General features: G+C 55.3%; 18 protein-coding genes. 12 read left to right on the top strand and 6 right to left on the bottom strand.

The features are described from left to right. The first annotated feature begins 58 nt into the window (after positions 1–58). Positions 59–523 carry a hypothetical protein gene (locus tag LOC67_RS01405; RefSeq protein WP_230260640.1) on the top strand — a complete coding sequence of 155 codons (465 nt, stop codon included), beginning with the start codon at positions 59–61 and terminating at the stop codon, positions 521–523. 124 nt (positions 524–647) lie between these two features. After that, complete coding sequence (locus LOC67_RS01400; RefSeq protein ID WP_230260639.1) at positions 648–1,616, top strand: glycoside hydrolase family 18 protein; 969 nt, start codon at positions 648–650, stop codon at positions 1,614–1,616. A gap of 16 nt (positions 1,617–1,632) precedes the next feature. Here LOC67_RS01400 and LOC67_RS01395 read toward each other — a convergent pair whose 3' ends face one another. Beyond that, positions 1,633–2,919, bottom strand: a complete 1,287-nt coding sequence (locus LOC67_RS01395) for a phenylacetate--CoA ligase family protein (RefSeq protein WP_230260638.1) — start codon at positions 2,917–2,919, stop codon at positions 1,633–1,635. Between the two features lie 315 nt (positions 2,920–3,234). On the opposite strand from LOC67_RS01395, the gene LOC67_RS01390 reads away from it, so the two are divergent. The 6 genes from LOC67_RS01390 (at position 3,235) to LOC67_RS01365 (ending at position 10,078) form a co-directional block, all read left to right on the top strand. Continuing rightward, positions 3,235–4,488 (top strand): type II secretion system protein, encoded by a 1,254-nt coding sequence (locus tag LOC67_RS01390; RefSeq protein ID WP_230260637.1) that lies wholly within the window; start codon positions 3,235–3,237, stop codon positions 4,486–4,488. A 103-nt stretch (positions 4,489–4,591) separates the two neighbouring features. Further along, positions 4,592–5,374, top strand: a complete 783-nt coding sequence (locus LOC67_RS01385) for an alpha/beta hydrolase (protein ID WP_230260635.1) — start codon at positions 4,592–4,594, stop codon at positions 5,372–5,374. Then, the gene (locus LOC67_RS01380; protein ID WP_230260633.1) at positions 5,371–5,934 is read left to right on the top strand and encodes a DinB family protein; all 564 of its coding nucleotides are present in this window, start codon (positions 5,371–5,373) and stop codon (positions 5,932–5,934) included. Before LOC67_RS01385 ends, LOC67_RS01380 begins: the two co-directional genes overlap by 4 nt. 224 nt (positions 5,935–6,158) lie before the next feature. Continuing rightward, entirely contained in the window at positions 6,159–7,358 is a 1,200-nt protein-coding gene (gene obgE, locus LOC67_RS01375) for a GTPase ObgE (protein ID WP_230260632.1), read from the top strand. Further along, complete coding sequence (locus LOC67_RS01370; protein ID WP_230260631.1) at positions 7,355–8,392, top strand: type III pantothenate kinase; 1,038 nt, start codon at positions 7,355–7,357, stop codon at positions 8,390–8,392. Before obgE ends, LOC67_RS01370 begins: the two co-directional genes overlap by 4 nt. Positions 8,393–8,512: 120 nt before the next feature. Further along, positions 8,513–10,078, top strand: coding sequence for a hypothetical protein (locus LOC67_RS01365; protein ID WP_230260630.1), 1,566 nt, complete (start codon positions 8,513–8,515; stop codon positions 10,076–10,078). Between the two features lie 300 nt (positions 10,079–10,378). Here LOC67_RS01365 and LOC67_RS01360 read toward each other — a convergent pair whose 3' ends face one another. Genes LOC67_RS01360 through LOC67_RS01345 form a run of 4 tightly spaced genes read right to left on the bottom strand, consistent with a single transcriptional unit; the run spans position 10,379 to position 16,470 of the window. Continuing rightward, positions 10,379–14,302: a hydantoinase B/oxoprolinase family protein gene (locus LOC67_RS01360; protein WP_230260629.1), complete on the bottom strand. Its 3,924-nt coding sequence runs from the start codon at positions 14,300–14,302 to the stop codon at positions 10,379–10,381. Between the two features lie 7 nt (positions 14,303–14,309). Continuing rightward, the gene (trkA, locus tag LOC67_RS01355; protein ID WP_230260628.1) at positions 14,310–15,659 is read right to left on the bottom strand and encodes a Trk system potassium transporter TrkA; all 1,350 of its coding nucleotides are present in this window, start codon (positions 15,657–15,659) and stop codon (positions 14,310–14,312) included. Further along, positions 15,659–15,850 carry a hypothetical protein gene (locus LOC67_RS01350; RefSeq protein WP_230260627.1) on the bottom strand — a complete coding sequence of 64 codons (192 nt, stop codon included), beginning with the start codon at positions 15,848–15,850 and terminating at the stop codon, positions 15,659–15,661. Before LOC67_RS01350 ends, trkA begins: the two co-directional genes overlap by 1 nt. After that, positions 15,847–16,470, bottom strand: coding sequence for a DUF6677 family protein (locus LOC67_RS01345; protein WP_230260626.1), 624 nt, complete (start codon positions 16,468–16,470; stop codon positions 15,847–15,849). The genes LOC67_RS01350 and LOC67_RS01345 overlap by 4 nt, the downstream gene beginning before the upstream one ends. Before the next feature lie 203 nt (positions 16,471–16,673). Here LOC67_RS01345 and LOC67_RS01340 point away from each other — a divergent pair, with 203 nt between their 5' ends. Next, the gene (locus LOC67_RS01340; RefSeq protein ID WP_230260624.1) at positions 16,674–17,270 is read left to right on the top strand and encodes a hypothetical protein; all 597 of its coding nucleotides are present in this window, start codon (positions 16,674–16,676) and stop codon (positions 17,268–17,270) included. Positions 17,271–17,880: 610 nt separating this feature from the next. Here the strand turns inward: LOC67_RS01340 and LOC67_RS01335 are convergent. Then, the gene (locus tag LOC67_RS01335; RefSeq protein WP_230260623.1) at positions 17,881–18,069 is read right to left on the bottom strand and encodes a hypothetical protein; all 189 of its coding nucleotides are present in this window, start codon (positions 18,067–18,069) and stop codon (positions 17,881–17,883) included. Positions 18,070–19,467: 1,398 nt separating this feature from the next. Here LOC67_RS01335 and LOC67_RS01330 point away from each other — a divergent pair. From LOC67_RS01330 to LOC67_RS01320, 3 genes are read left to right on the top strand one after another with little or no spacing between them, the layout of a single operon-like run. Continuing rightward, a complete protein-coding gene (locus tag LOC67_RS01330) occupies positions 19,468–21,498 on the top strand; it encodes a peptide ABC transporter substrate-binding protein (RefSeq protein ID WP_315861019.1) in 2,031 nt (676 codons plus the stop codon). Then, the gene (locus LOC67_RS01325; RefSeq protein ID WP_230260622.1) at positions 21,495–22,424 is read left to right on the top strand and encodes an ABC transporter permease; all 930 of its coding nucleotides are present in this window, start codon (positions 21,495–21,497) and stop codon (positions 22,422–22,424) included. The genes LOC67_RS01330 and LOC67_RS01325 overlap by 4 nt, the downstream gene beginning before the upstream one ends. Next, positions 22,421–23,668 (top strand): ABC transporter permease, encoded by a 1,248-nt coding sequence (locus LOC67_RS01320; protein ID WP_230260621.1) that lies wholly within the window; start codon positions 22,421–22,423, stop codon positions 23,666–23,668. Before LOC67_RS01325 ends, LOC67_RS01320 begins: the two co-directional genes overlap by 4 nt. Positions 23,669–23,672 lie beyond the last annotated feature (4 nt).

Raw genomic sequence — 23,672 nt, 5'->3', positions numbered from 1 at the left:
AACGCAGTCCAGTCAACCCCGCCGCCCTCCCCCCACCACTCTTTTGCCACTCGCCTTGATGAGCGTTCCGCAAACAACTCCGCCATCGCCTTCCGAAGAAACGGGTCTGGCAAATGGAAAACACTTCCCGCTCCGCTGGATCGAGATCTACCTTCGGGTCGTCGGGTACTCTGCCCTGCTAGCGTTTGCTGCTGCGTTGATGCCGGCCGCATGGATCATTTCGATCACAGAGATGCTCCGCCTGGAAACCTTCCCCGAAGTCCCAGTGGCGATCTATTTGGCTCGTCACCTGTCGTTGCTTTATGGGTTCATTGGATGCGGCCTGATCGCGTTCAGTTATCGGTTAGATATCTTTCGAGATTTTGTTGGCTGGCTCGCCTGGGCTGTCATCGCTCTTGGAGTCATGCAAGGCATTATCGACCTCCAATCCCAAATGCCACTTTGGTGGACTGCTGGTGAATCCATCAGCACGGTGATTGGTGGACTGATTTTACGATGGCTCGACCGGCGCTGTGCTCGCTAGCAGACTCGCTCGCTAGTAGGCGAAAGACTCCAACGAGCCGCTACAACGCCTCGGAACCAGCCAACGAAATCCAGACCGCCCTGCCCTTCTCTGCCCTCCCCTTCCCTACCCCACAATCGCACCGATGCGTTCAATCCTGTGCCATCTCTTGCATCATCAGCTTCACCCGATCGCTGCTGGCCTAGCGATCTTGGTTTCAACAATGGTCTGCCCTCTATCGCGATCATTGGCAGACCAACTGGTGGTCGTTGGGTACCTGCCGGACTATCGCATCAATGGTTTAACAAGCGACAAAACAATCGGCGTGACACACTTGGTTTACTTTGGCATCTCACCTTCGAAAGATGGCAAGCTACCAGAGGAACCGATCAGTGAATCCACGTTGACCAAACTGAAACAGCTACAACTTTCCTCACACTGCAAGCTGATCTTGTGCGTCGGTGGCTGGGGACGCTCCGACGGTTTCCCAAGCATGGCAGGCAACGTGCAAACCCGAGAGAGCTTTGTCAAAAGCTTGGTTGACTATTGTGCCCAACATGGCTTTTCGGGAATCGACTACGACTGGGAACACCCCAAAGGCGATACCGAAATGCACCACTACCAATTATTGATGCAGGACACCAAACGACTCGGTAGCCCAAAAGGGATTGAAGTCTCCGTGGCTCAGGCAGGATGGCAAAACATCGGCAAAGCTGGATACGATGCCGTTGATCGCGTCCATCTGATGTCCTATGACCACGGATTCCCTCAAGCAACCATGCCGAAAGCGATGGCCGATGTCGAACGCCTGACCACTTGGGGATGCCCTCCGGAAAAGATCGCGGTCGGTATCCCTTTCTACGGCCGCAACAAAGACGGCAAAGCGAAGACCTATGCCCAACTGATTCGCAGTGACACCAAATCAGAAGGCGACCTGATCGAAGGATATGCGTTCAACAGCCAAGCGACCGTGGCTGAAAAAATCAGCGAGGTCCAACAACGATCTCTGGCAGGCGTGATGATCTGGGAACTCGCACAAGACACATCGAATCCTGATCAGTCGCTTCTGATGACGATTCGCAATGCGGTACAGACGGAACCGTCAACCCGTTAGCGAATCGAAAACCCCATCAGTCCTTGCGATGATCGACCAATCGCCGTGACTTCGCCTCAAACCGAGGCAACGATCCTGATTCAACAGGCCGAACATCAACACGCATGGCCAATCGTTTTTGAAACAGTTCGGCGAGGCCATTGCAGCCTTCCGAATGCAACTCTGCTTCGACGGCGAGGGTATCCATCTGGCCGACGCGATCGACGATCATCCGGAACTCCGCCGTCGCATCAAACTCTCGCACGATCGCTTCGACACTGCTGGGAAAGACGTTGACGCCTCGAATCACCATCATGTCGTCGCAACGACCAAGGACCCCACCGTCGAGATACATGAACTTGCAATCATGCTGGTGGTCAACGTAGCTGCGGACGACATCCCCAGTGCGGTAGCGAATCGCCGGACCACCGAATCGCCCAAGTCCGGTCAACACCAGCTCGGCCTCTTCACCGTCTGCGGCCAGACGACCATTGGGCGAGTCCTCATCGAAATGCAACCGCTCGGCGATGAACTGAGTCTCGATGACGTGCAAGCCTTTGCCATTTCGGCTGCCGAATCCCCAAGCGCCGATCTCACTGGCGCCACTATGGTCAATCACCATAGCGCCCCACCCAGCTTCGATACGTGATCGAATCGCCGGCCGGCTTCCTCCGGGTTCGCCAGCGACGATCAAACGCGTGACCGGCGAAGACGCCAAATCGATCGACAAACGCTCCGCCACGGCAACGAGGTGCAGTGCATACGTCGGCGTGCAACAAACCAGTGTGCACTGCTGATCCAAAATCATCTGCAAACGAGTCTCACTCGAAACTCCACCGCCCGGGATCACGAGCGCACCGGCTTGGACGAGCGCATCACTTGCCGTCCAAAACCCGATGAACGGCCCAAATGAAAACGCCATCATCGCGACGTCTTTTTCGGTCACGTCTGCCGCATAAAGAACATGCCGCCAACATTCCAACCACCAATTCCAATCCTCTGCCGAATCAAGCACCGGCATCGGAAAGCCGCTCGTTCCACTGGTCTGGTGATAACGAACATACTGGTGTCGTGGCAGACCGAATATTTGCCCTGGCTGGCCGACAGCCGCTGGCATCATCTCATGCTTCAGAAGCAGCGGTACCGATTGGAGCTGCTCAAGCGAAACCAAAGGCAATTCGATATCGCTAAGCCTATCCCGGTAAAACGGCATCGACTTGGCCTGGCTTAACACACCGTTAAGTCGATCGAGCTGGATGGATTCGAGGCTTGGGCGGTCAAGCTGCCAAGCGAGAGACAGGTCTTGGTCGTCAAATGCAGACAAAACGAAGCACATATCGAGTCGGATGAATGGGCGTAACGGCGTCAGTTTAACAGCAATCTTGCTTTCCAGGCCGTTGTTCAAACGGGACGCTTCCCCCCGAAGGCACTCTCCCCCGCACACAGACCCGGCAGCGGTGGCCCTCCCCCCCTCCGCATCGCTTTGTTTGCGAATCAACAAGCACTGGTGAAGGAACGGTGAAGAACGTCGATTTGTGATTGTTGACCCCGAATTATGAAGGGACCCTGTGCGAATAAATTCTGATAGCGAGCTTTATAGCCAAACCATCCCCACCCGAATCACTCTTAAGGCTGATTCATGCAACGTTTCGCAGCTGTATCGAAAAACATCGACGGAAGCGATCAACAAACCGTTTCGGCTCGCCACGGCTTTACGCTCGTTGAGCTGCTGGTAGTCATTTCGATCATCGGCCTGTTGGCCTCCATGGCATTGCCCGCGTTAACTAAAGCGCGCGCGGCGGCCCGTTCGGCAGCTTGCCAATCAAACCTTCGCCAATTCGGCATCGGATTGATCCAGCGCGCCAACACCATGCCAGACAAAGCATTCTGTAGCGGCAACTTTGATTACGCACGTGATGGTGTTCCCACCGAATACGGATGGGTCGCTGACCTGGTCGACCGAGGCATCATGCCTGGGGAGATGATGTGCCCAAGCAATCCAGCCAAAGCCAGTAAGGCAATCGACCAGATGCTGAACGTCACGGTCGCTGATCTGAATGCATGGGTTGCAACACCAGACCCCTGTGTGGACCGTCTGGGAAATCCGGTTATCACCGACAGCACCGGAAGCACGATCGCCAACGTTGCCCGTCAAATCATCATTGATGGTGCCGCGGTCGGGTCGCCTCAGCGAAGCGATATCGTCGCCCGCAAGATGCTGGAAAACGGTTACAACACAAACTATGCGGCTACGTGGTTCATGGTCCGCGGTGATGTGAACTTGGATACCGAAGGCAACCTGAAGAAAGAGAACCCCGCCTGCAGCTTCGACATCAAAGGTAAAAACGTTACCAAAGGCCCACTTCGTGTTGACGTTGTCGATACCGCCCGAGCCCCCATGTCGACGATCCCGCTGCTGTGCGATGCGACTCCCTCCGGCTATATCAACACCAACGTCGGAAACATCCCTCAGGGAAGCGTTTATTCAACACCGATGGTCGGATCACCTATTTTCAGCACCCAAAACGTGCTTGATGCGTCTGGCAATCCGATCGCCAACCCACATCACTTGAAAAGTCCGGGCAACCCAGACAAGGGAACCCAGTTCGCGGCGGGAACCGCACGCGGCGGCCCCGACGGCTGGTACAAAACCTGGAGCGCGTTCACACGACAAGACTATCGCGGGATCATGCCGCTTCATATTCGCATCGCGAACTGCTTGATGGCCGACGGTTCGGTCCAACAATTGGTGGACTCCAACAACGACCAGTACATCAACAACGGGTTTGAACTGCCCAGCGGTAAAATTGTCTGGACCAGCACAAAAATCGAAGTCGACAAGACCAAATTGGCCAGCTACTTCTCGTTGAAATCAGACGGCCCAGTTAATTAAGAACCGATAATTAAGAGCCGAATCCTCGCGCCTACTCGACCGGCCCCCGGCTAGTTAGACTCTGCACAGCATTGGCGAGTCTATTTCCTTCACGGCCGACGAGATGATTTATCCACAGCAGATCCGACTCGGATCGCTCGATTGTATTTCCATCGAACCACAATCCGCTGAACCCGACGCAGCCCCCCCAGAGGCCTTGGTCGTTCTGTGCCACGGATACGGTGCTCCCGGCACCGATATGGTCGGCGTTGTTCAGGAATGGATTCATCTGCTCGGTGAATCGGCAAAGCGATTTAGTTTTCTGTGCCCCGCAGCTCCCTTAAGCCTTGCCGACCTGGGGCTGCCAAGCGGACGAGCTTGGTGGGCGTTGAACATGGCCCGCATGATGGAAGCGGTTCAAGCTCAGCGCTTTGAGGAATTGCACACCGAAACGCCACCTGGGCTAGAAAGTGCTCGTGATCAGCTGACAGAAACCATTAACCTGGCTGTCGAGCAACTCGCCCAAAAACTGGATCGATCGAATGACGAAGTGCCGCTAGCCATCGGCGGCTTTTCCCAAGGCGCGATGCTGACAATGGACACGGCCCTTCGCGGCAAGATTCCGCAGCCTGACCTGTTGGTTCAGTTCTCTGGCACCGTCATCTGCCAACCGGAATGGGAGGCGGCTGCCGAAAGCCTGCGGCAAACCAAGGTATTCCAGTCGCACGGCACCGTGGACCCGATTTTGCCTTTCGCGTCAGCCGAACGGCTTCGTGATCTGTTGACCGCGGCCGATGTGGACCTGAAATTCCACGATTTTTATGGCCCCCATTCCATCGACGGCGTCTCCATCGAAACGACCGCAATGATGTTGCAACAACTGCTTAGTGGGAAGAACGCAGCGTGAATACGAACCGCATCGCCAGTCGTCGTCCACAAGCCGATGAATTCGAATTTCCTTACCACGGTGAGCTGATCGCGCGGGTCGATGGCGAATGTGCGATCACCGTGATGCGAGACCAGCTGTACTGGATTTGTGATTTGGCCGGCAGCATCAGCACCGAACAGGTCGACAAAGTGCACCCGCCTTACCAATGGACGATTCGCCAAGTCATCGAGCACTGCGTCAACGCCGAACGCATGTTTGGATACCGAATCATGTGCATGGCCGACGGCAGCCGCCCCGACCTGCCGGGCTGGGACGAAAACGTTTCTGCGGATAGCCGGTTCGGTTTGGGCAACCTTTCGCGGCTGTTTACCGAACTGGCAGACCTTCGCAAAGCCAACCTGCAACTGCTCGAACGGCTGGTCCCCGCCGCATGGAATTGCTCAGGAACCGCTTCAGGACACCGCCTGACGGTCCGCGTTTTGGCTTGGCTATGCGCTGGGCACCTGCAGCATCACTTCGAAATCATCGAAAAGCGATGTGGAGTGACTGCGAAAAGAAAGCCGGAAATGCTACAGTAGCGGATTGACCGCGATTTTTCCCGCTTCAATGCCCGTTGGGCAGCTCGCCGGATGCTGCGAGCCCCCTCTATCATGCCGCGACGGTTTGAATTTTTCTCTCGATCCCTGAAAAGCGGATCGCCAGAAACCAAACGCTAGGCCTCTGTCCGAAAAGTTGCTGTCCGACAGGTTACTGCACGACAGTCAGTACATTCATCAGTTAGCACACAGAAATACAGAATCCAATGTTTGTCGATCGCGTCCAAATTGAACTGCAAGCTGGCAAAGGTGGCGACGGTTGCTCAAGCATGCGCCGCGAAAAATACGTTCCACGTGGCGGCCCCGATGGTGGCGACGGAGGACACGGCGGCAGCCTAATTCTTGAAGCCCGCTTGGGAGTCAACTCGCTGGCCTCGTTTGCCAACCGCAAATTCTATCGCGGTCCCAAAGGCCAACCCGGCCAAGGTTCAATGTGCCACGGACGCCGCGGACACGACCAGACCCTCTATGTCCCGCCGGGGACGACCGTCATCGACGCCGAACAAGGTTTTGTCATCAAAGACCTCACACGGCACGGCGATTCTTTCGTTGTCGCTCGCGGTGGCAAAGGTGGTAAAGGCAACGCCCATTTCAAAACCAGTACCAACCAAGCCCCTCGCGAATTCACCCGTGGCGAAGAAGGCGAAGAGCGTTCCGTTATTCTGGAATTGAAATCGATCGCGGATGTCGGTTTGGTGGGCAAACCAAATGCTGGCAAAAGCACATTGCTCAGTCGCATCACCGCTGCCCGTCCCGAAATTGCGGACTACCCGTTTACGACCAAACACCCCAACCTCGGCATCGTCGAACTTGATGAAGTTCGCTCGTTTGTTCTCGCCGATATTCCAGGGTTGATCGAAGGTGCAAGCGACGGCGTCGGCCTTGGGCATGAATTCCTACGACACGTTGAACGTGCCGGGCTGTTGGTCCACTTGGTCGAACCCAATCCGACGGACCAAACCGACCCGCTGGAAAACTACGAATCCATCCGCAGCGAACTTGCGTTGTATGACGAATCACTCGCCCAGCGCGCAGAGATCCTGGCGGTCACAAAGTGTGAACTTGATGGTGCCGCTGAAGTTGCCGAACGGATGCGTGAAGCCACAGGACGCAAAGTCTTTCTGATCAGTTCCATGACTGGCGAAGGCCTCAACGAACTGAAAGAAGAAATCATGGAAAGCGTGAATCAGCGCCGCCAAGAGATGCTCGACTCCGGTGAAGAAATCATCGAAGTGCAGCAGACCGAAGCGAAGCCGAAACGCAAACGAAAGCTCCCGCCCCACCTTGCCGGACCGACGGCACAGCTTTCCAACAACATGCAAGCGAAGGACTTTGAAGAACCGACGCTGGAAGGCACCGATGGATCATCCGAAGCAAACGGCACCAAACCCGGGGAGACATCGTGACGGTCGCTTCTATCCGAGTCGCCTTGGATATCGGCAACTCAGCCGTAAAAGCTGTCGCGCAGTCCAACAATACCAACGGATCGGAATCGTCTTCAAAGCAATCGGCGTCGACAATCGACCCGATGCCCTCACTCGATCCGGCAACGGTCAAATCGTTTCCGATCGGCAGTTCAGACGCTGACCAGTCAGGTCGCCTGGGTATTGATGTCTCCGGGCTGCTGTCATGGCTTGCACCGCTATTGGGCAACAACCACCCGGCCGAGCCTGCTGACCTTTGCTTTGCCGTTTCGACCGTCAATCGCTCCGTCAGCAAACCTTTGCGGTCACAGCTGGAATCTTCTCTCGGATCGGTTCGGTGGCACGAACTTTCACACAGTGATATTCCGCTGCAGATCGAAGTTCGATATCCCGATCGAGTCGGGGTCGATCGGCTGCTCAGTGCTTACGCAGCCAGTGCCTACGCAGCCATTAACCAATTCAATGGTGGATGTGTCGTTGTCGACGCAGGATCGGCGGTGACTATCGACCTTGTGACTCCGACACGCAGATCGGATGCGGCTGCAAAGGATGACCTGCCGATCTTCCACGGTGGTGCCATTTTGCCGGGCGTTCGGATGCAACAGGCGGCACTCGCCGGCGGCACAGATAATTTGCCTAGTATCAAAGCGATGGACGAACAGAATCGTCCAAATGGCTCTACAAACCAAGCTCAACCTGGGGGACAGGTTGGCAACAATACTTCTACGATCCCAACGCCTCCTGCGAAAGAGACAGAAGCGGCCATCCGCCTGGGCGTTCTCTCAGCAATCACCGGCGCGATAGAGAAACTTGCCGACGAGTATTCTCGCTATGCGGCGACGCTTTCGACCGACGCCGATTTAAACGGAAAAATCGCTGTAGTCATTTCCGGCGGCGATGCCGACTTGATTTCACGACATTTGCGAATTTCCCACATTGTGAAGCACAATTTGGTCTGCCAGGGCATTTTAGACTTAGCCGGGCGCGAGTGCTTTGGTTCGGCTTCAAGGGTATGATGAAGCAGGTGGAGCGGATCCCCCGCACCACCTAAATCAATCCACTGCCCGCCCTCGCGCCCGATCCCCTGCGATCTCAAGCCAATTGGGTAGCCTGCCAACTTCGACTGCGTTTGACGAATGTCCCAAACGAAGATTTCTGACCTACTGCCGATCAACCCTTCGAACGCCAAGCCGAACGCCTACGATGTGTTCGGTTTGACAGCGGGCGAAAGCGATGCGCAGCGAATCAAGTCGGCAATGCGAGGTGTCTATCAGCAGCTAAAGCAGTCTCGCGACTCCGCGGATCCAAAAGTCTGGAACCAAGCTTTAAAAATCGCAGAAGCGGCTCGGCAGACTCTGGAAGATCCCAATCGCAAACAAAAGCTTGATGCGGCCATCGCTTCCGCACCGGCTGCCATTCATGCATCCACGGCAACATCAAAAGCTGCTGCTGATCCGCTGGCCGACCTCTTGCCCAGTTCCAATCCGATTCAGGAAAACGCGGCAAGACCGTCGCCAGCGGCCACCAACCAAGCGGCCGCCGTATTGGGAATGCCTCCACTGGGATCACCGCCGCTGGGAGCACCAGCTCCTGCACCGCCAGCGACAAGCCCACCGGCGCCACAATCAGCCAGCCCACAGATTGCCACAGCGCAGCCTTCGGCGACTAGCCAGCCGTTCGTCACGACGTCTGAAAACGCCAGTGCGGTTTCATGGACACCGCCAAAGTCCAAAACAAAAAAACGCCGCCGCAAAAAATCGGGCATGCTGTTGTTGGGTGGCTTTGTTGTCGCGATGCTCGGCGTGATCATTTATCTACTCGTCTTCCTAGAAACGGGAACGAACCAAAAGGTTGCTCAAACAGACGATCAAGTCGTCGTTTCAAAGCCACAACCACCCGCCGCCAACCGTGACCCACGTGCCAAAAGCGATGGCGTCATCGGAAGTGCCCCTAGCAGCGGAATCGCAGATTCGATCCGCAACCGAAACCCAAATCCCAACAAGATGGGAATCGGAAGCATGCCGGCAGCGCAAGACAACATGCCTGCCGAAAACATGAACAGCATGCCGGAGACGCCACCGATGAACATGGCTGATCCTGACAGCATGATGGCAAATGAACCTGAAAAACCGGCGGAGCCAACACCGCAACAATTACAACAGTATTCGCAAGAAATCGAATCGCTTGAGCAACTGATCCGTGACGCAAAATGGGATCAAATGAAGCCCGAAGCGGATCGCCTCATTAAAAAGAATATCCCAGGCGAACTGGGTTCCAGGGTGTCGACCCTTTATGACATCGCCGACCTTGCCAGCTACTATCGCGGCGGCATCGTTCGTGGACTCAGCAGCCGGCAAACGGGAAACACTTTCGACCTCGTCGAAGGATTTCCTGTGATTGTTGTCCAAGCCAGTACTCAATCGATTGCGATCCAATTCAACAAGCAAACGCGTGAATACACGCTTGAAACGCTTCCACCGACGTTGATGGAAAAGCTTGCGTCGTTCGCATTGCAGCCTGAACAGCCTGACGTCCAGGCCGCACTGGCACTCTATCGATTAGTCCACCCGGCAACGAACGATGAGTACCGTCAGGATGCTTGGGCGATTTTGGAAAGCGTCGATGGCAAGCTACAAAACGTCGACACGAAAGAGCTGATCAAAGTCGCTCGCGAGCTTTTCCCCACAGCGACGTCTTCTTAATCGCGCAGCAGAACTGTCGAGTCATCGTGATAGCACAATGGCGATGTACACCATCAGACCGGCACGCGTTCTTACGTCCAATCAATGAAGATGAATGGTCCAAGTTTGGAAACACTAATCGGCTCTAATGGAACACTCATTCAGAGCATCAAGCCGGCAGAAGCATTAGTGCGCGATGAGTGAAGATTAGTGGTCCAAGTCTGGAAACACTAATCGGCTCTAATGGAACACTCATTCAGAGCATCAAGCCGGCAGACGCATTCGTGTTCGATCAGTGAAGATTAGTGGTTAACATCAAACTTACTCAGCAACCGGCGCACCCCATCCGCCGCCACCGGGTGTTTCGATTCGCAGACGATCACCGCTTTTAACTTCGATGGTCACCGAGGGATCAAGCTCCGTCTGCACGTCACCTTGAATCAAAAGGTTTCGCCCGCTGGTGCCCGGCTGACCTCCGAAAACGCCGTAGGGCTGTGTTTTGCGACGATTGGTGATCAGCGACACGGTCAACGGTTTAAGAAATTCGAATTCTCGAATCAAACCGTCACCGCCGCGTTGCTTTCCCTTTCCGCCGCTACCACGCCGAATCGAGAACTCTCTCAAGCGAATGGGCATCCGCGATTCCAAGACTTCCGCGTCGGTGATCCGCGTGTTCGTCATATGTGTATGGACGCCGTCGGCTCCCGCGCCAAACACGGTCGCTCCGGCGCCGCCGCCGATCGTTTCGTAGTAGCCAAAACTTTCGTCCCCAAACAGCACGTTGTTCATCGTGCCCTGACTTGCCGCAACGGCTCGAAAGACCGGGGCATCCGACTTCGTCGATCCGATCGCTCCCAGCATCACGTCGACAATCCGCATGCTCGTTTCGACGTTCCCCGCGACCACGGCTGGGCAAAGGCTGGGATCAGGATTCGCTGGCGGATCCAACAAGCCTTGCGGGATCGTCAATTCGATTGGCCGCAACGCACCATCGCACAACGGAAGGTTCGATTCACAAAAACAACGCATCACATACAGGACAGCCGAATTGACGATCGAACGGGTCGCGTTGAACGCCCCGGGATGTACGCCTGCTGTGCCTGTGAAATCGATTTGTAACCGCCCTGCTTTTCGCTGCAGTGACACGGCAAGACTTGTTCCGTCGTCCAGCGCATCGCGGAATGTCAGTTGATCCTCAGGGAGCTTTTCGATCCAACGCTGTACCGCCTGTTCGGCTACGTCTAGCAGTCGATCGATCAATCGCGTCAGCTCGCCCGCACCGCTTTCGGCGGTCATCTGCTTCAGCAACCGAGCCCCTTCTTGGCCCGCAGCAATCTGAGCTCGCAAGTCGGCAATGTTCTCATCAACATTGCGCGATGGATACGGACCAGCCCCCAGCAAGTCAGCCAAGTCATTTTCGTAGCTGATGCCATCGCGAACCAACGCGAAAGCGCGTATCAACACACCTTCCTCGGCCAAGTTCTTTGCGTCTGGCGGCATCGACCCCGGAGTCACACCACCGATTTCGGCGTGGTGCGCACGACTCGCAACATAAAAACTGGGTTGCCCTGTTGTCGTGTCTTCACCGCAAAACACCGGTGAAACCACTGTCACATCTGGCAGGTGCGAACCACCTGCATAGGGATCGTTGGAAACATAACAATCGCCATCCGACATTTTTGGAAACGTCGCTGCGAGGTGCTTCACCGTATGCCCCATCGCCCCAAGGTGAACGGGCACATGAGGCGCGTTGGCGATCAAAGCTCCATCACCACGAAAGATCGCACAACTAAAATCCAGACGCTCTTTCACATTGACGCTGATCGCCGTTCGACGCAGCACCTCTCCCATCGCATCGGCGATACTTTGCAAACGCCTTGCTGCGATCTCCATTCGGATCAATTCGCTCGACGCGGAATCAGCCTGCGTGCTTTCTGATGGACTCCAATCCAGAATGATCGAACCATCCACAGCAACAACAGCTTGCCAATCCGGCTCGACAATCAAGGTTGACTGATCACTGACAACAACGCTTCTTGAAGGTACCTGATCACCAGGCGATAGAGTTTCGCGATCGATCAATGCGAAGTCTTGCCAGACGCCTCGATGATAAACCTTGGTTTGTTGCGTGATGGGCGGTTTGCTGGCAGCGGTTGGCAGCATCAAGATCCGTTGCAGGCTCTCATCACGAGTTTGGCTTTCACAACGCAAGCTAACGCACTGCACCGCGCGATCACTGCGGTGATAGCCATAGCGACTGCGATGCTGCTGGTGAAATCGATCGGCCAACTCACTCAGACTGGTTTCGTTTAAATCCGACAGCGTTAATGCGATCGTCGCATCGGTTCCTCGATAGCGGCAGTCAATTTCAAAACGGTGCGTGACGTTTTCATCCGTACCAAGCCGCCTTGTGTTGGCCGCAACTAATTCTTCGGCAAATTCGCCCAAGTGCTTTTCGGTGACTTCGTCGACTAACTCGTACAAGCCGACTGTTTCGATGATGCCTTGCTGGGCGACCCCCATGCCGACAGCACTTAGCACGCTGGCTTTGGGATGATCGACAATTCTTTTCATCCCCAGCGATTCGGCAACTCGGCATAGATGCTGTGCCGCCGCACCACCGAATCCGACTAACGCATGATCTTCCAGTGGCACACCTCTGGCGGTTGTGATCGCCCGCACCGCCTCGGCCATATGCGTTACGGCGATATCCAGAAAACCTTCGGCAAGCGAATGCAAGTCCTCGCTGGCGTCGGGCATCTTTCCCGCGACGTGTTCCAAGCGTTCCCTAGCCGCATCGATCGAAAGTGGAAACGGAAATCGTTCGACACAGATTCGGCCGAGCAAAACGTTGATGTCGGTAACCGTTAGTGGCCCACCGCTGCCATAGCACGCCGGACCTGGCGACGCACCGGCGCTTCCGGGACCAACCTCAAGCCTCCCGCCGACATAATCACAGATCGATCCTCCACCGGCGGCGACCGTATGGATATCCATCATCGACGTCATCACGCGAATCCCAGCGACTTTGCTTTGGTATCGACGCCCGACTTGCCCATCGTATCGGCTAACATCAGTGCTGGTTCCGCCCATGTCCAAACCGATTGCCAGATCCAAGTCGTTGCACTGGGCGACAAACTGCAAACCGACAACGCCACCGGCGGGTCCAGACAACACACTATCACGCCCGCGGAACTGACCAGCCGCAATCAAGTTGCCGCCACTTGTCATCATCAGCAACTCACAAGTCATACGCCCGAACTGGCGTTGGACTCGCTGAACGTAGCTGGAAAGGATGGGGTTTAGGTAAGCGTCAAGCGCTGTGGTTTCGGCACGTGAAACCAACTTGATCAGCGGAGCGACTTCGCTGGAACGGCTGACATCACGAAACCCTACCGAACGTGCAATCGATTCGATCGCGATTTCTTGGTCGGGATTTAGATAGGAATGCAGCAAGCAAATCGCGATCGCTTCGACGCCCTGACGACGCATTAATTCCAAGGCGTCGCGGATCTGACTTTCGTTCAAGGCGACGATCTCGTTTCCCTGGGCGTCCAACCGCCCACGGACTTCGATGATGTTCTCGGCAAGCGGTGCCGGCTTATTGAAAGCCAAATCGAATAGCTCGTCGCGGTCTTGTTCCCCAATCAGCAACGCATCGCCAAAGCCTTCATTGATGACCAATGCTGTCGTCGCGCCGGTGCGGGTTAGCAAAGCATTGGTCCCACGCGTCGTTCCGACCCGCGCGAGCATCGGTGGCAATGACGTTTGCAGCGGCACACCGAGCAGCAACCTCGTTGCTAAAACAGGAGCCTCCAAACCACAATCGATTTCAAACTGGCGACACTGACTGCTCGAGCCGCACTGACTGCTCGAAGCGATCTCGTCTTCATTGACATCGCATTGCAGGCGGACCAATCCTGATTCGGCCTCGTAATCCAGAACCGTTCCGATTGGGGTGCGAATACCCGAAACCAATTCAGATAACTTTGCACCACAGAAAAACTGGTCGGGCAATCGATTACCGGGGACGCCGCACAGCAATTCATCCGGCAGAGAAAGCCGCACACGCAACGGTTCTCCGGGCTGGATTTCGATCGTGCCTTCACAACGGATCAAGCCCGTCGATAGCACTTTGATACTGCGTAAATCTTCTTGTCCCGTCGACGTCGTTTGCACCACGATGCAGTCGGTGAATGTTCCACCGACATCGGCGCAGACGAATAGAGAAGGTTGTTGCGTCATGCCATTGTTAGCCACGACCGCCGAATAGCGCCATGCAGTCGCTTGCGTGTTGTTGGTCGACAAGAGCGACGACGATGTCGCCGGGTTTCAGTTGGTCCGATGCCATCGGAACTCGAATGAAACTGTCGCGTTGAATTGCGGTAATTAAGCAACGGCCGGCAAATGGCAAATCAGCAAGCGTCGCCTCCGTGACTCGGGTACCTTCGGTGACTTCCAATTCATAGACGCCGATATTTCCGTTGGGCAAACGGCGATGGCTAATGATGGGGCCTTCGTTCAAGAACCCGAGAACTTGTCGAGCGGCGGTGTCGCGTTCACTGACCACGTGATCAATACCAAGCTTTCCGACAACGTTCGCATAATCGGGCCGACCGACAACAGCCATAACTCGCCTAGCGCCCAGCTCGCGAGCTTCGACGCATGCCATGATGTTACTTTCATCGCTACCGGTGCATGCCACAAAATAGTCTGCCGCGCCGCCGCCTTCGTCTTCCAGAACGCTCCGGTTGTTCGCGCTCGCGTTGACGATTGTTAAGTCCGGCAACAACTTGGCAAGCTGTTCACAGCGACGTGGGTCATATTCCAAAATCGTCGTCCGGTAATCCGACGAAGGCAGCGCCCTTGCTAAATGGAACCCGATTTCGCCACCACCGGCGATCAAAACCGTTTGTCGTTTTGCACGTCGCGAAACGGAGGCAAATTTAGATCGGCTTTTATTTAGATCCGCAGGAACACCGATCATCGATACGCGGTCACCGGCGTGGATCTCATCTTCGGCGCTTGCGATCCACATCTGGCCGTCGCGTTGGATGGAACCGATACGGACTCCGCCAGGCAAATTCAATTCACGCAGCCGAACACCGACGGCACCTGCCTTTGATTCGACCTCGACCTCGTAAACTTCCAAATGGCCGCGGGCGAAATGCTCCAGCGGAATCGCATCGGGGTTGCGAATCGCCCTGACCAATTCGAACGCGCTAAGCTGCTCCAACGACAACAGGGAATCGATCCCGAAGTGTGTTTGGTAATCAAACGTGCTGGCTTCGCGAAACACGGGTGCATAGACCCGGGCGATACTGCGGCGGGCACCGAGTGCTTTGGCCATGCTGGCGCTGACAACATTGGCTTCGTCGTTGCCCGTGACAGCCAGACAGATATCGGCGCTCAACACATCGGCCTGAAATAGAACCGAGCTGTGAGCCGCGTTGCCGTGAATCGCACGGACGTCTAACTCGCTATCGATCTGCCGAACCCGTTCGGCGTCCGTATCAATCACCGTGACGTCATGACGTCGGCGGCACAACACGTCCGCGATCCAGTGTCCTACGGTCCCTGCACCCAGCGTCAAAACACGCACTACAGCATCCAGTCAAGCATCAGGAGGATTAAAAAGATGATCAGCATAAAACTGGTCACCCAGCGTGCGGTGTAAAACGCATGCTTTAAAATCGTTTGCGTATCTTCGTGGCGTGTCGCCCCAAAGACCAATGAAATCGAAACGATCAACGGGACATAATAAAGCAAATAAGTCGGTCCGATCGTGATCATGCGGTAGCCTCCGATTTGGTCGCTGCCTCGATGTCGCTATCGCTGGAATTCGGATCGCTGTCCTCGTCGCCTTTCTTTTTACGACCACTAATCGGTACCGACAAAGGTCCCGAATAGGCGTCATAGATCACAAGAATGTTTAGCAAACCGGCAATCATCGTGTACCAAGTTCCCATCTCATAGCCAGCGCCGTACTGGGCATACCACGCCGAGACTTCGTCAGGTCGATCTTCGACGACAGGGCGATGTGGTGGTGCCATGAAGCCACCCCACAATGGTTCATAATTGCCTTTCGTTGCACCGCGATCGGTGGCTTTCCGCATGCGATTGCCCTGAACCAATGCCGGCAAGGCTGCCGCACCAACTCCGGCTTGCAAAAAATAGTGCCAACGCTTGTCGCCTGGCTGCCACGAGGCGTAGACCACATGTCCACCGCCTAGTGCAAAGCCAACGATCCAAGTGGTCAAAATGCAAACGAGATACAAACTGCCTTTGGTATGTCGCCCTTGGTAATAATGCCCGGCCCCCGGCATCAACCACGCGAGGAAGGCGGCGAGTTTTCGATTCTTCAAGTCGATCTTCTGATTGTCGACCTGAATCACGTTGGGGCTGTTGGGCATTAGGAACGGACCTCGCGGTCAAATGATCTTTCTTTGAATTCAGTTTTCAGCATTTTGCTTGAAACAGGCGGCAAGCGATAGCCGAGTCTGCGAGCGATCGGGATCGCCAAACGCTGACCGATGATGTTGACCCGGATTCGGGCCCAATGGTATTGGAGCGATTACGTCACGCTGTATCCCACCACTCATGCCAATCCGAACTTATGGACGGTCAGCAAACTAAGTCACCCCAAGCTCGACTCTTCGTTTTCGCCAGCCAAATCTTGGCCACCGTCATGACATGCCTGTTTTTGACCGGTTGCGGAGGTTCGTCATCCGAACCAGTGGCGGAAAAGCCAGCGGCACAGCCTGCCCCGGCAGCTCAGCCACAACAACCAGCTCCGACGGAAATTGTCAGCCAATTCCTGGATCGCATGCGACGCGGCGGCGACGGCAATAGCGCCAGCGACCTGCTGACGAAGCTCGCGCAACAAGAAATGATTCGGATCGGTCGCCCACTGCAACTGCCTGGGTCTCCCGACACAACGTTCGAAGTCCGACAATCATTTCCGATCCCCGATCAAAAGGACCGCGTCTGGGTCCAGACTTACTTGAACGAACCCGATGCTGCCAACGGACAGACGACCCAGTACGAAGTCGTCTGGACCCTGCACAACGAGTCCCAAGGCTGGCGGATCAGCGGATTCCATGTCGATCAAGGCGATGGAATGGATCCGCTCGAGTTCGATTTCGAAAACGGTGACGAGATGAACGCTCGGCTTTCGGCGATCGAACAGGCATCGGAAACATCGATCCGATAGTCAAATTGACCACTTCGCAGAAACAAATCCTGACAAAATAGGCAATCTTTTCTGTCTATTCCGCAGTGTCACGACTAGGCTTAGATCCGCGACAAAGTGCCTCAAAACCCCCTCAAGGGGGTATCTAAAATCAGGTCAGTAGTTTGTCGTTAAGCGATTGATAAACGGTACTTACGCAGTTTTCATGAAATCTGCGCAAGCAACCCGGGGAATCACCAAAACCTAGTGGACCGCCCTGGGCGGCCTACTTTTCTGTGCGCTTTCACATGATCGTGTGATTGACACGGCTCTGGCCAAAGTTACTTTATCGACGAAATCACGTGGGCCGCAAAAGTTCCGCAAAGCACCTATCTTGCGTGTTCGGAAGTTTCGGCGATGGTCGCCGATGCTGGATCCTACGGGGGAGCCCAAAAAGGGGCTTCTGGATTTGAAAACGTGTGCGCAGAGGGATCGCACCAAAAACTCCGAAACACTTGGGAGATTACGATGAATCGGAATGTGGTCAGCGGGATTGCCGCGTTCGCACTGTTGGTAGGTGCGGCTCTCGCCATGAATGAATCGTCGGCATATGCTGGCAACTGTGGTGGCGGACTGTTCGCAAAGCTTCACGCTAACAAAGCATGTGGCGGCGGATTGCTCGCAAAGTTGAAGGCTCGTCACGCAGCAGATTGCTGCGCTCCAGAGCCAACTTGCTGCGAACCAGCTCCTTGCTGCGAACCAGCACCTGCTCCTTGCTGTGAGCCTGCACCAGCACCTTGCTGCGAACCAGCTCCTGCTCCTTGCTGCGAACCAGCACCATGCTGCGAACCAGCTCCAACTTGCTGTGGCAGCAGCCGCCCGAAATTGTTCGGTCGTCTGATCGCTAAGCTGAAGGCCCGTAAGAGCTGCTGCGCTCCAGAGCCTACCTGCTGCGAACCAGCTCCTGCTCCTTGCTGCGAAGCTGCACCAGCACCATGCTGCGAAGCTGCACCAGCTCCATGCGGTGGTTGCGGCGAAGTCGCTGCCCCATGTGCTGCTTGCGGCGGTGAAACCGTCGTCGAAGCTGCTACCGAAGAAGCTCCAGCTGCTGAAGAAGCTTCGGCTAGCGACGCTCCTCCAGAGCCAGCTGCTGACGCTGACACCAACATCTAAGCATTTGCGAACATTCGCAAACCGCTCAACGCAAACCCGGCTCTGCAACAGCAAAGCCGGGTTTGTTTTTGCGCGCACCAAATCGATCGTGCTATGTCCCCACCATAGCACTTGCTATATCCCCAACGCGCCGTGCTATGTCCCCGCCATAGCTCTCCTCTGCGACCTCCGCGTCTCTGCATTTATTCCCACCACCCAATCTCCATGACCTCGGTGCCTCTGTGTTGAAAACTTCCACCAGCCACCTTCGCACCCAAACCACCGCGCAAGCAAACTAAACAAGCTCTGTCCCCAACATTTGCTTTCGCAGTAGCAGCAATCGTGCTATGTCCCCACCACGCTCTTCTGCTGTCCACGAACATGCTATGTCCCCAACGCGCCCTCCTTCCCCAACGCGCCGTGCTATGTCCCCGCCATAGCTCTCCTCTGCGACCTCCGCGTCTCTGCATTTATTCCCACCACCCAATCTCCATGACCTCGGTGCCTCTGTGTTGAAAACTTCCACCAGCCACCTTCGCACCCAAACCACCGCGCAAGCAAACTAAACAAGCTCTGTCCCCAACATTTGCTTTCGCAGTAGCAGCAATCGTGCTATGTCCCCACCACGCTCTTCTGCTGTCCACGAACATGCTATGTCCCCAACGCGCACTCCTCTGCGACTTCCGCGTCTCTGCGTTTTTCCCCCCACCCAATCTCCATGACCTCGGTGCCTCTGTGTTGAAAACTTCCACCAGCCACCTTCGCACCCAAACCACCGCGCAAGCAAACTAAACAGCCTCTATCGACCTGTTGATTTTCGGGATTGATCTCTTACGAAGTCGCCATCAACTTCGCTAACCCAGCAAGGAAGAACGCTGCCTTCACGGAGTGAAGGGCGACAATAAAAGCTAAACGAGCTCTGTCCCCGAAATTTGCTCAGGGGGTTTGCCGCTTGGAGGGCCGTGTAACGCTCTGGGTGCCGCTATCGGAGAAACGCTTGCAATCGCTCTCGCGTCGCGGTTGCCGAAACGCCTAAAATTTCGCGTATCGCCCAATCCGCCAAGTCCAAACAACAAGAGACACGTCTGTGGCTCCGGAAGTTCGCCGAGGATTCGTCATTTTTGCAGCCTTGGTTGCTGTCATTGCCGTCATCTGGGCGGCTCGCTTGGACAGCGTCCCTCCGGCAGATTTCTCACTTCAAAACGGCACCGACCCGAAGACCATCGATCCGCACCGCGCGACCGGTCAACCGGAAAGCCGGATCATCTACGAGATCTTTGAAGGCCTGGCCCGGATGTTACCCGAAGGGCCTCCGGATCCAGACAACGGATTGCAGCCGCTTTCACCCCAACCCGCGATGGCGGAATCATGGGACGTCAGCGAAGACGGCAAGACGTACACTTTCCACCTTCGCGACGGCCTGCGATGGTCCGACGGCACACCGCTGACAGCCCACGATTTTGCTTGGTCATGGCAGCGAATGCTGCACCCCGCGACCGCTTGCGAATACGGGTACCTGATCAATCAAGTCCACCTTGCCGATGTCTATCACCGCGCGATCGTCGCGATCGGCGACCGAGTCGAAGTTGAGCTGTGGGATCGGCCGGGTGAAACATCCACAGGTGACGCCGCGATCAAACACTTTCCGCGTGGCACGATGAAGTACGGCACGCTTCGCGAAATCATCAAGCCACCGGAACCGAAGCTCCCTGAAGACGCCAGCGAAGAACAACGTGAAAATGCCGAACTCGATTGGCAAGAAAGCTGGGTTTACGAAGTCGACATCGTCCCGCTGGGAGAAAACGGACGACCTGATTGGGAACACGCCCCGACTCGAGAACGCTTTGCCATTTCCTTAGCCGCGATCAATGAAGACACCAGCATCACGCGCACGCACGGTGTGATGGTTGACTTCAAACACGAAGGCGGCGCCCAAGCGATCGACGACCAAACCTTCGTCGTCCAGCTCGATTACTCGGTGCCATACTTTCTGTACCTCGCGGCCTACTATCCGCTCTACCCGGTCAAACAAGAATGCGTTGAAGCGTTCGGCGCGCAGATGTGGACCAAGGCAGAGAACATCGTTTCCAACGGACCGTTCCGGCTGAAGTTCCGGCGTCTGCGTGACCGCGTCCGTGTCGAAAAAAATCCCGAGTACTGGAACGTTGATCGCGTGGGAATGAACACGATCGACTTCGTTTCACTCGAGAGCCAGAACACGGCGCTGAACATGTACGAAACCGGGCAACTGCAATGGATTAACGATCTGCCCACATCGGTGCTTGAAGAGCTGCGTAAACGTGATGACTTTCATAGTGCGCCAAAGCTTTCGATCTACTTTTACAAACTTAATCACGCCGTTGCGCCACTCGATGATATCCGTGTTCGGCAAGCGTTAAGCATGGCGATCAATCGGCGACAAATCGTCGAAGAGGTCACCAAGGCAGGGCAGATACCGGCCTTCAGTGTCGTTCCGCCCGGATTGGCCGGATACAAAGGTGTCAAAGGCCTTCAGGAAGATGTCGACAAAGCGAAGGAGCTACTTGCCGAAGCTGGCTTTCCCGGCGGCCGAGGCTTCCCCAAGCTGACGCTGATGTACAACACCAGCGAAACCCACCGGCCGATCGCCGAGGTGATCCAGCAACAACTGCAAAACAATCTGAACATCAAAATCGAGCTGCAAAACATGGAATGGGGCAGCTTCACCGAAACCGTTCAGATGGAAAACTACCAAATGGCTCGGTACGGCTGGGTCGGTGACTATCCCGATCCCAACACGTTCCTGGATTTGTGGGTAACGGACAATCCACAAAGCAATACGAACTGGTCGAACAAAGAATACGATCGCCTGATTGCCGAATCGGGCGAAGAACAGGATCAAACCAAACGGCTGGAACTGCTTCGCCAAGCCGAAGAGATCCTGGCGACAGAGTTGCCGGTGATTCCGATCTATTTCTACACCTCGGCAGAGATGTGCAAACCGAACGTGCTGAACTTTGCACCGACCGCGCAAGACCTGCACCCGCTGTCGATCCTTCGCTACGCCGACGAATCCGACACTTCTTCGAAAGACACTGCTCCGAAAGCACAGCCAGGAATGAGAACGCCGACGCAATGAGAGATTTGATCGGATACCTACTGAAGCGTCTGTCATGGATGCTGCTGACGCTTTGGGCCGTTTATACGGTGTCCTTTGTGTTGATGCGGAGCGTTCCTGGAAACCCATTTAGCGGCGAGCGGAGTGTTCCACCAGCGATCGAACGACAGCTCAAAGCCCGGTACAACCTCGATGCACCGCCGCTGCAACAGTACTGGGATTATCTGGTCGGAGTCGTGACGCGTTTTGATCTTGGCTGGAGCACTCGACTGGAGGACTACAGCGTTAACCAAGTGATCGCGGAAGGCTTTCCCGTTTCAGTCACATTGGCAATCTTCGCATTGGTATTTGCGATCATCTTTGGCATTACCGCCGGAGTGATCTCGGCGGTCTATCGTCGCTCTGCCGCCGATGTCGCATTAATGGCGGCGGCCGTGTTCGGAATCGCCGTTCCGAACTTTGTCATCGCCAGTTTGGCAATCCTATTGTTCGTGTTCATGATCCAACTGTTTCCGGCAGGTGGATGGGGAACGCTCAGCCAAGTCGCCTTGCCTGCGTTCTGCTTAGGTCTGCCAGTCGCAGCATACATCGCGCGTCTAACACGAACCGGCATGCTCGAAATGCTAACTCGCGATCATGTACGGACAGCCTTTGCCAAAGGCCTTCCCAAGCGAACGGTGATCATTCGGCACGTCTTGCCAGGGGCATTGCTGCCCGTCGTTTCATACCTCGGCCCGGCGGTCGCGCGAGTGCTAACCGGTTCGCTGGTGCTAGAAAAGATCTTTGCGTTGCCTGGCATGGGCAGTCACTTTATCAACGCCGCAACGCAGCGTGATTACACATTGGCGATGGGTATGGTGCTGACTTACACCGTGCTGTTGTTTGCGATGAATACCTTGGTCGACTTGGCATATGCGATCATCGATCCGAGGGTGAAACTTCAATGAACAGTTCCATCAAACCTGGTGGCAATTCCACCGAAGAAGCCCTCGAACGGTTGCTTGCCGAGTCTCGTGAAATACGCGGCGTCTCGCTTTGGCAGGATGCATTCAATCGGTTGCGCCGCAATCGCACCGCGATGATTTCGCTTTGGTGTTTGCTGCTATTGGCCACAGCCGCTTTCCTGACGCCCCTGCTGCCTTTGCAAAGCCCAATCGACAAGGACTTGAACAATCGAAGGTTCCTACCACCGAACCTGCACACCGTTGTTCTGGGCGGACGACCAGGTCTGAAATTCAAAGACAATAAACTGACCAGCGAACTGGCGGCATTCGAAGCGTCACTTGCAGAAACGCAAAAGCAGCTTGCCGAAGCAACGGATTTAAAAACCCAACAAAAGCTTGCCAAAGAAATCGAATCACGGATCTCGGTCGAACATCCCTTCAACCAGATGTGGAACAACCTCGGTGGCGTCGCTTGGTGGATGTGCCAAGTGCGTGTTTCCGTTTTTGGCGACTACGCGATCCCAAGCCTATTCGGAACCGACAAACTGGGACGTGATTTGCTCGCCCGAGTGTTCTGGGGTGCGCGTGTATCGTTGATCGTTGGCATCGTCGCCACGTTGGTAAGCTTGATCATCGGCGTCAGCTACGGCGCGATCGCTGGTTACTTCGGTGGCCGCGTCGATGCGGCAATGATGCGGTTTGTCGACATGCTTTATTCGATCCCGTTCATCTTCGTCGTGATCTTTTTAGTGACGTTTCTTGGTGAAGAAAGCGTCAAGCAGAAGCTCGCGTCCTATGGCGTCGATCAAATCACCATTTTCTATATCGTGATCGGTGCGATTTATTGGCTGACGATGTCGCGAGTCGTTCGCGGCCAAATCCTTTCACTGCGTCACGAACAGTTTGTCGAGGCGGCAAAGACCGTTGGGGCTTCGTCATGGCGAATCGTATTCCGCCACTTGGTGCCCAATGTACTAGGCGTCGTGATTGTCTATCTGACGCTCACGATCCCAAGCGTGATGTTGTTTGAAGCGTTCTTATCCTTCCTTGGGCTCGGCGTTTCACCACCCGATGTTTCCTGGGGTTTGCTGCTGAACGATGGCGTCGAAGCCCTCTCGATCGTGAAAGTGTTTTGGTGGGTTGTCGTTTTTCCTGGTGGTGCCTTAGCGGCAACTCTGTTCGCACTGAACTTCTTGGGTGACGGCATTCGTGACGCGCTCGATCCACGAATGAAGAACCGAGATTAACAAC

Source organism: Stieleria sp. JC731 (genome assembly GCF_020966635.1).
Classification (GTDB): Bacteria; Planctomycetota; Planctomycetia; order Pirellulales; family Pirellulaceae; genus Stieleria.
The sequence above is the reverse complement of the archived record's forward strand: the minus strand, read 5'-3'. Positions and strand labels throughout refer to the sequence as shown.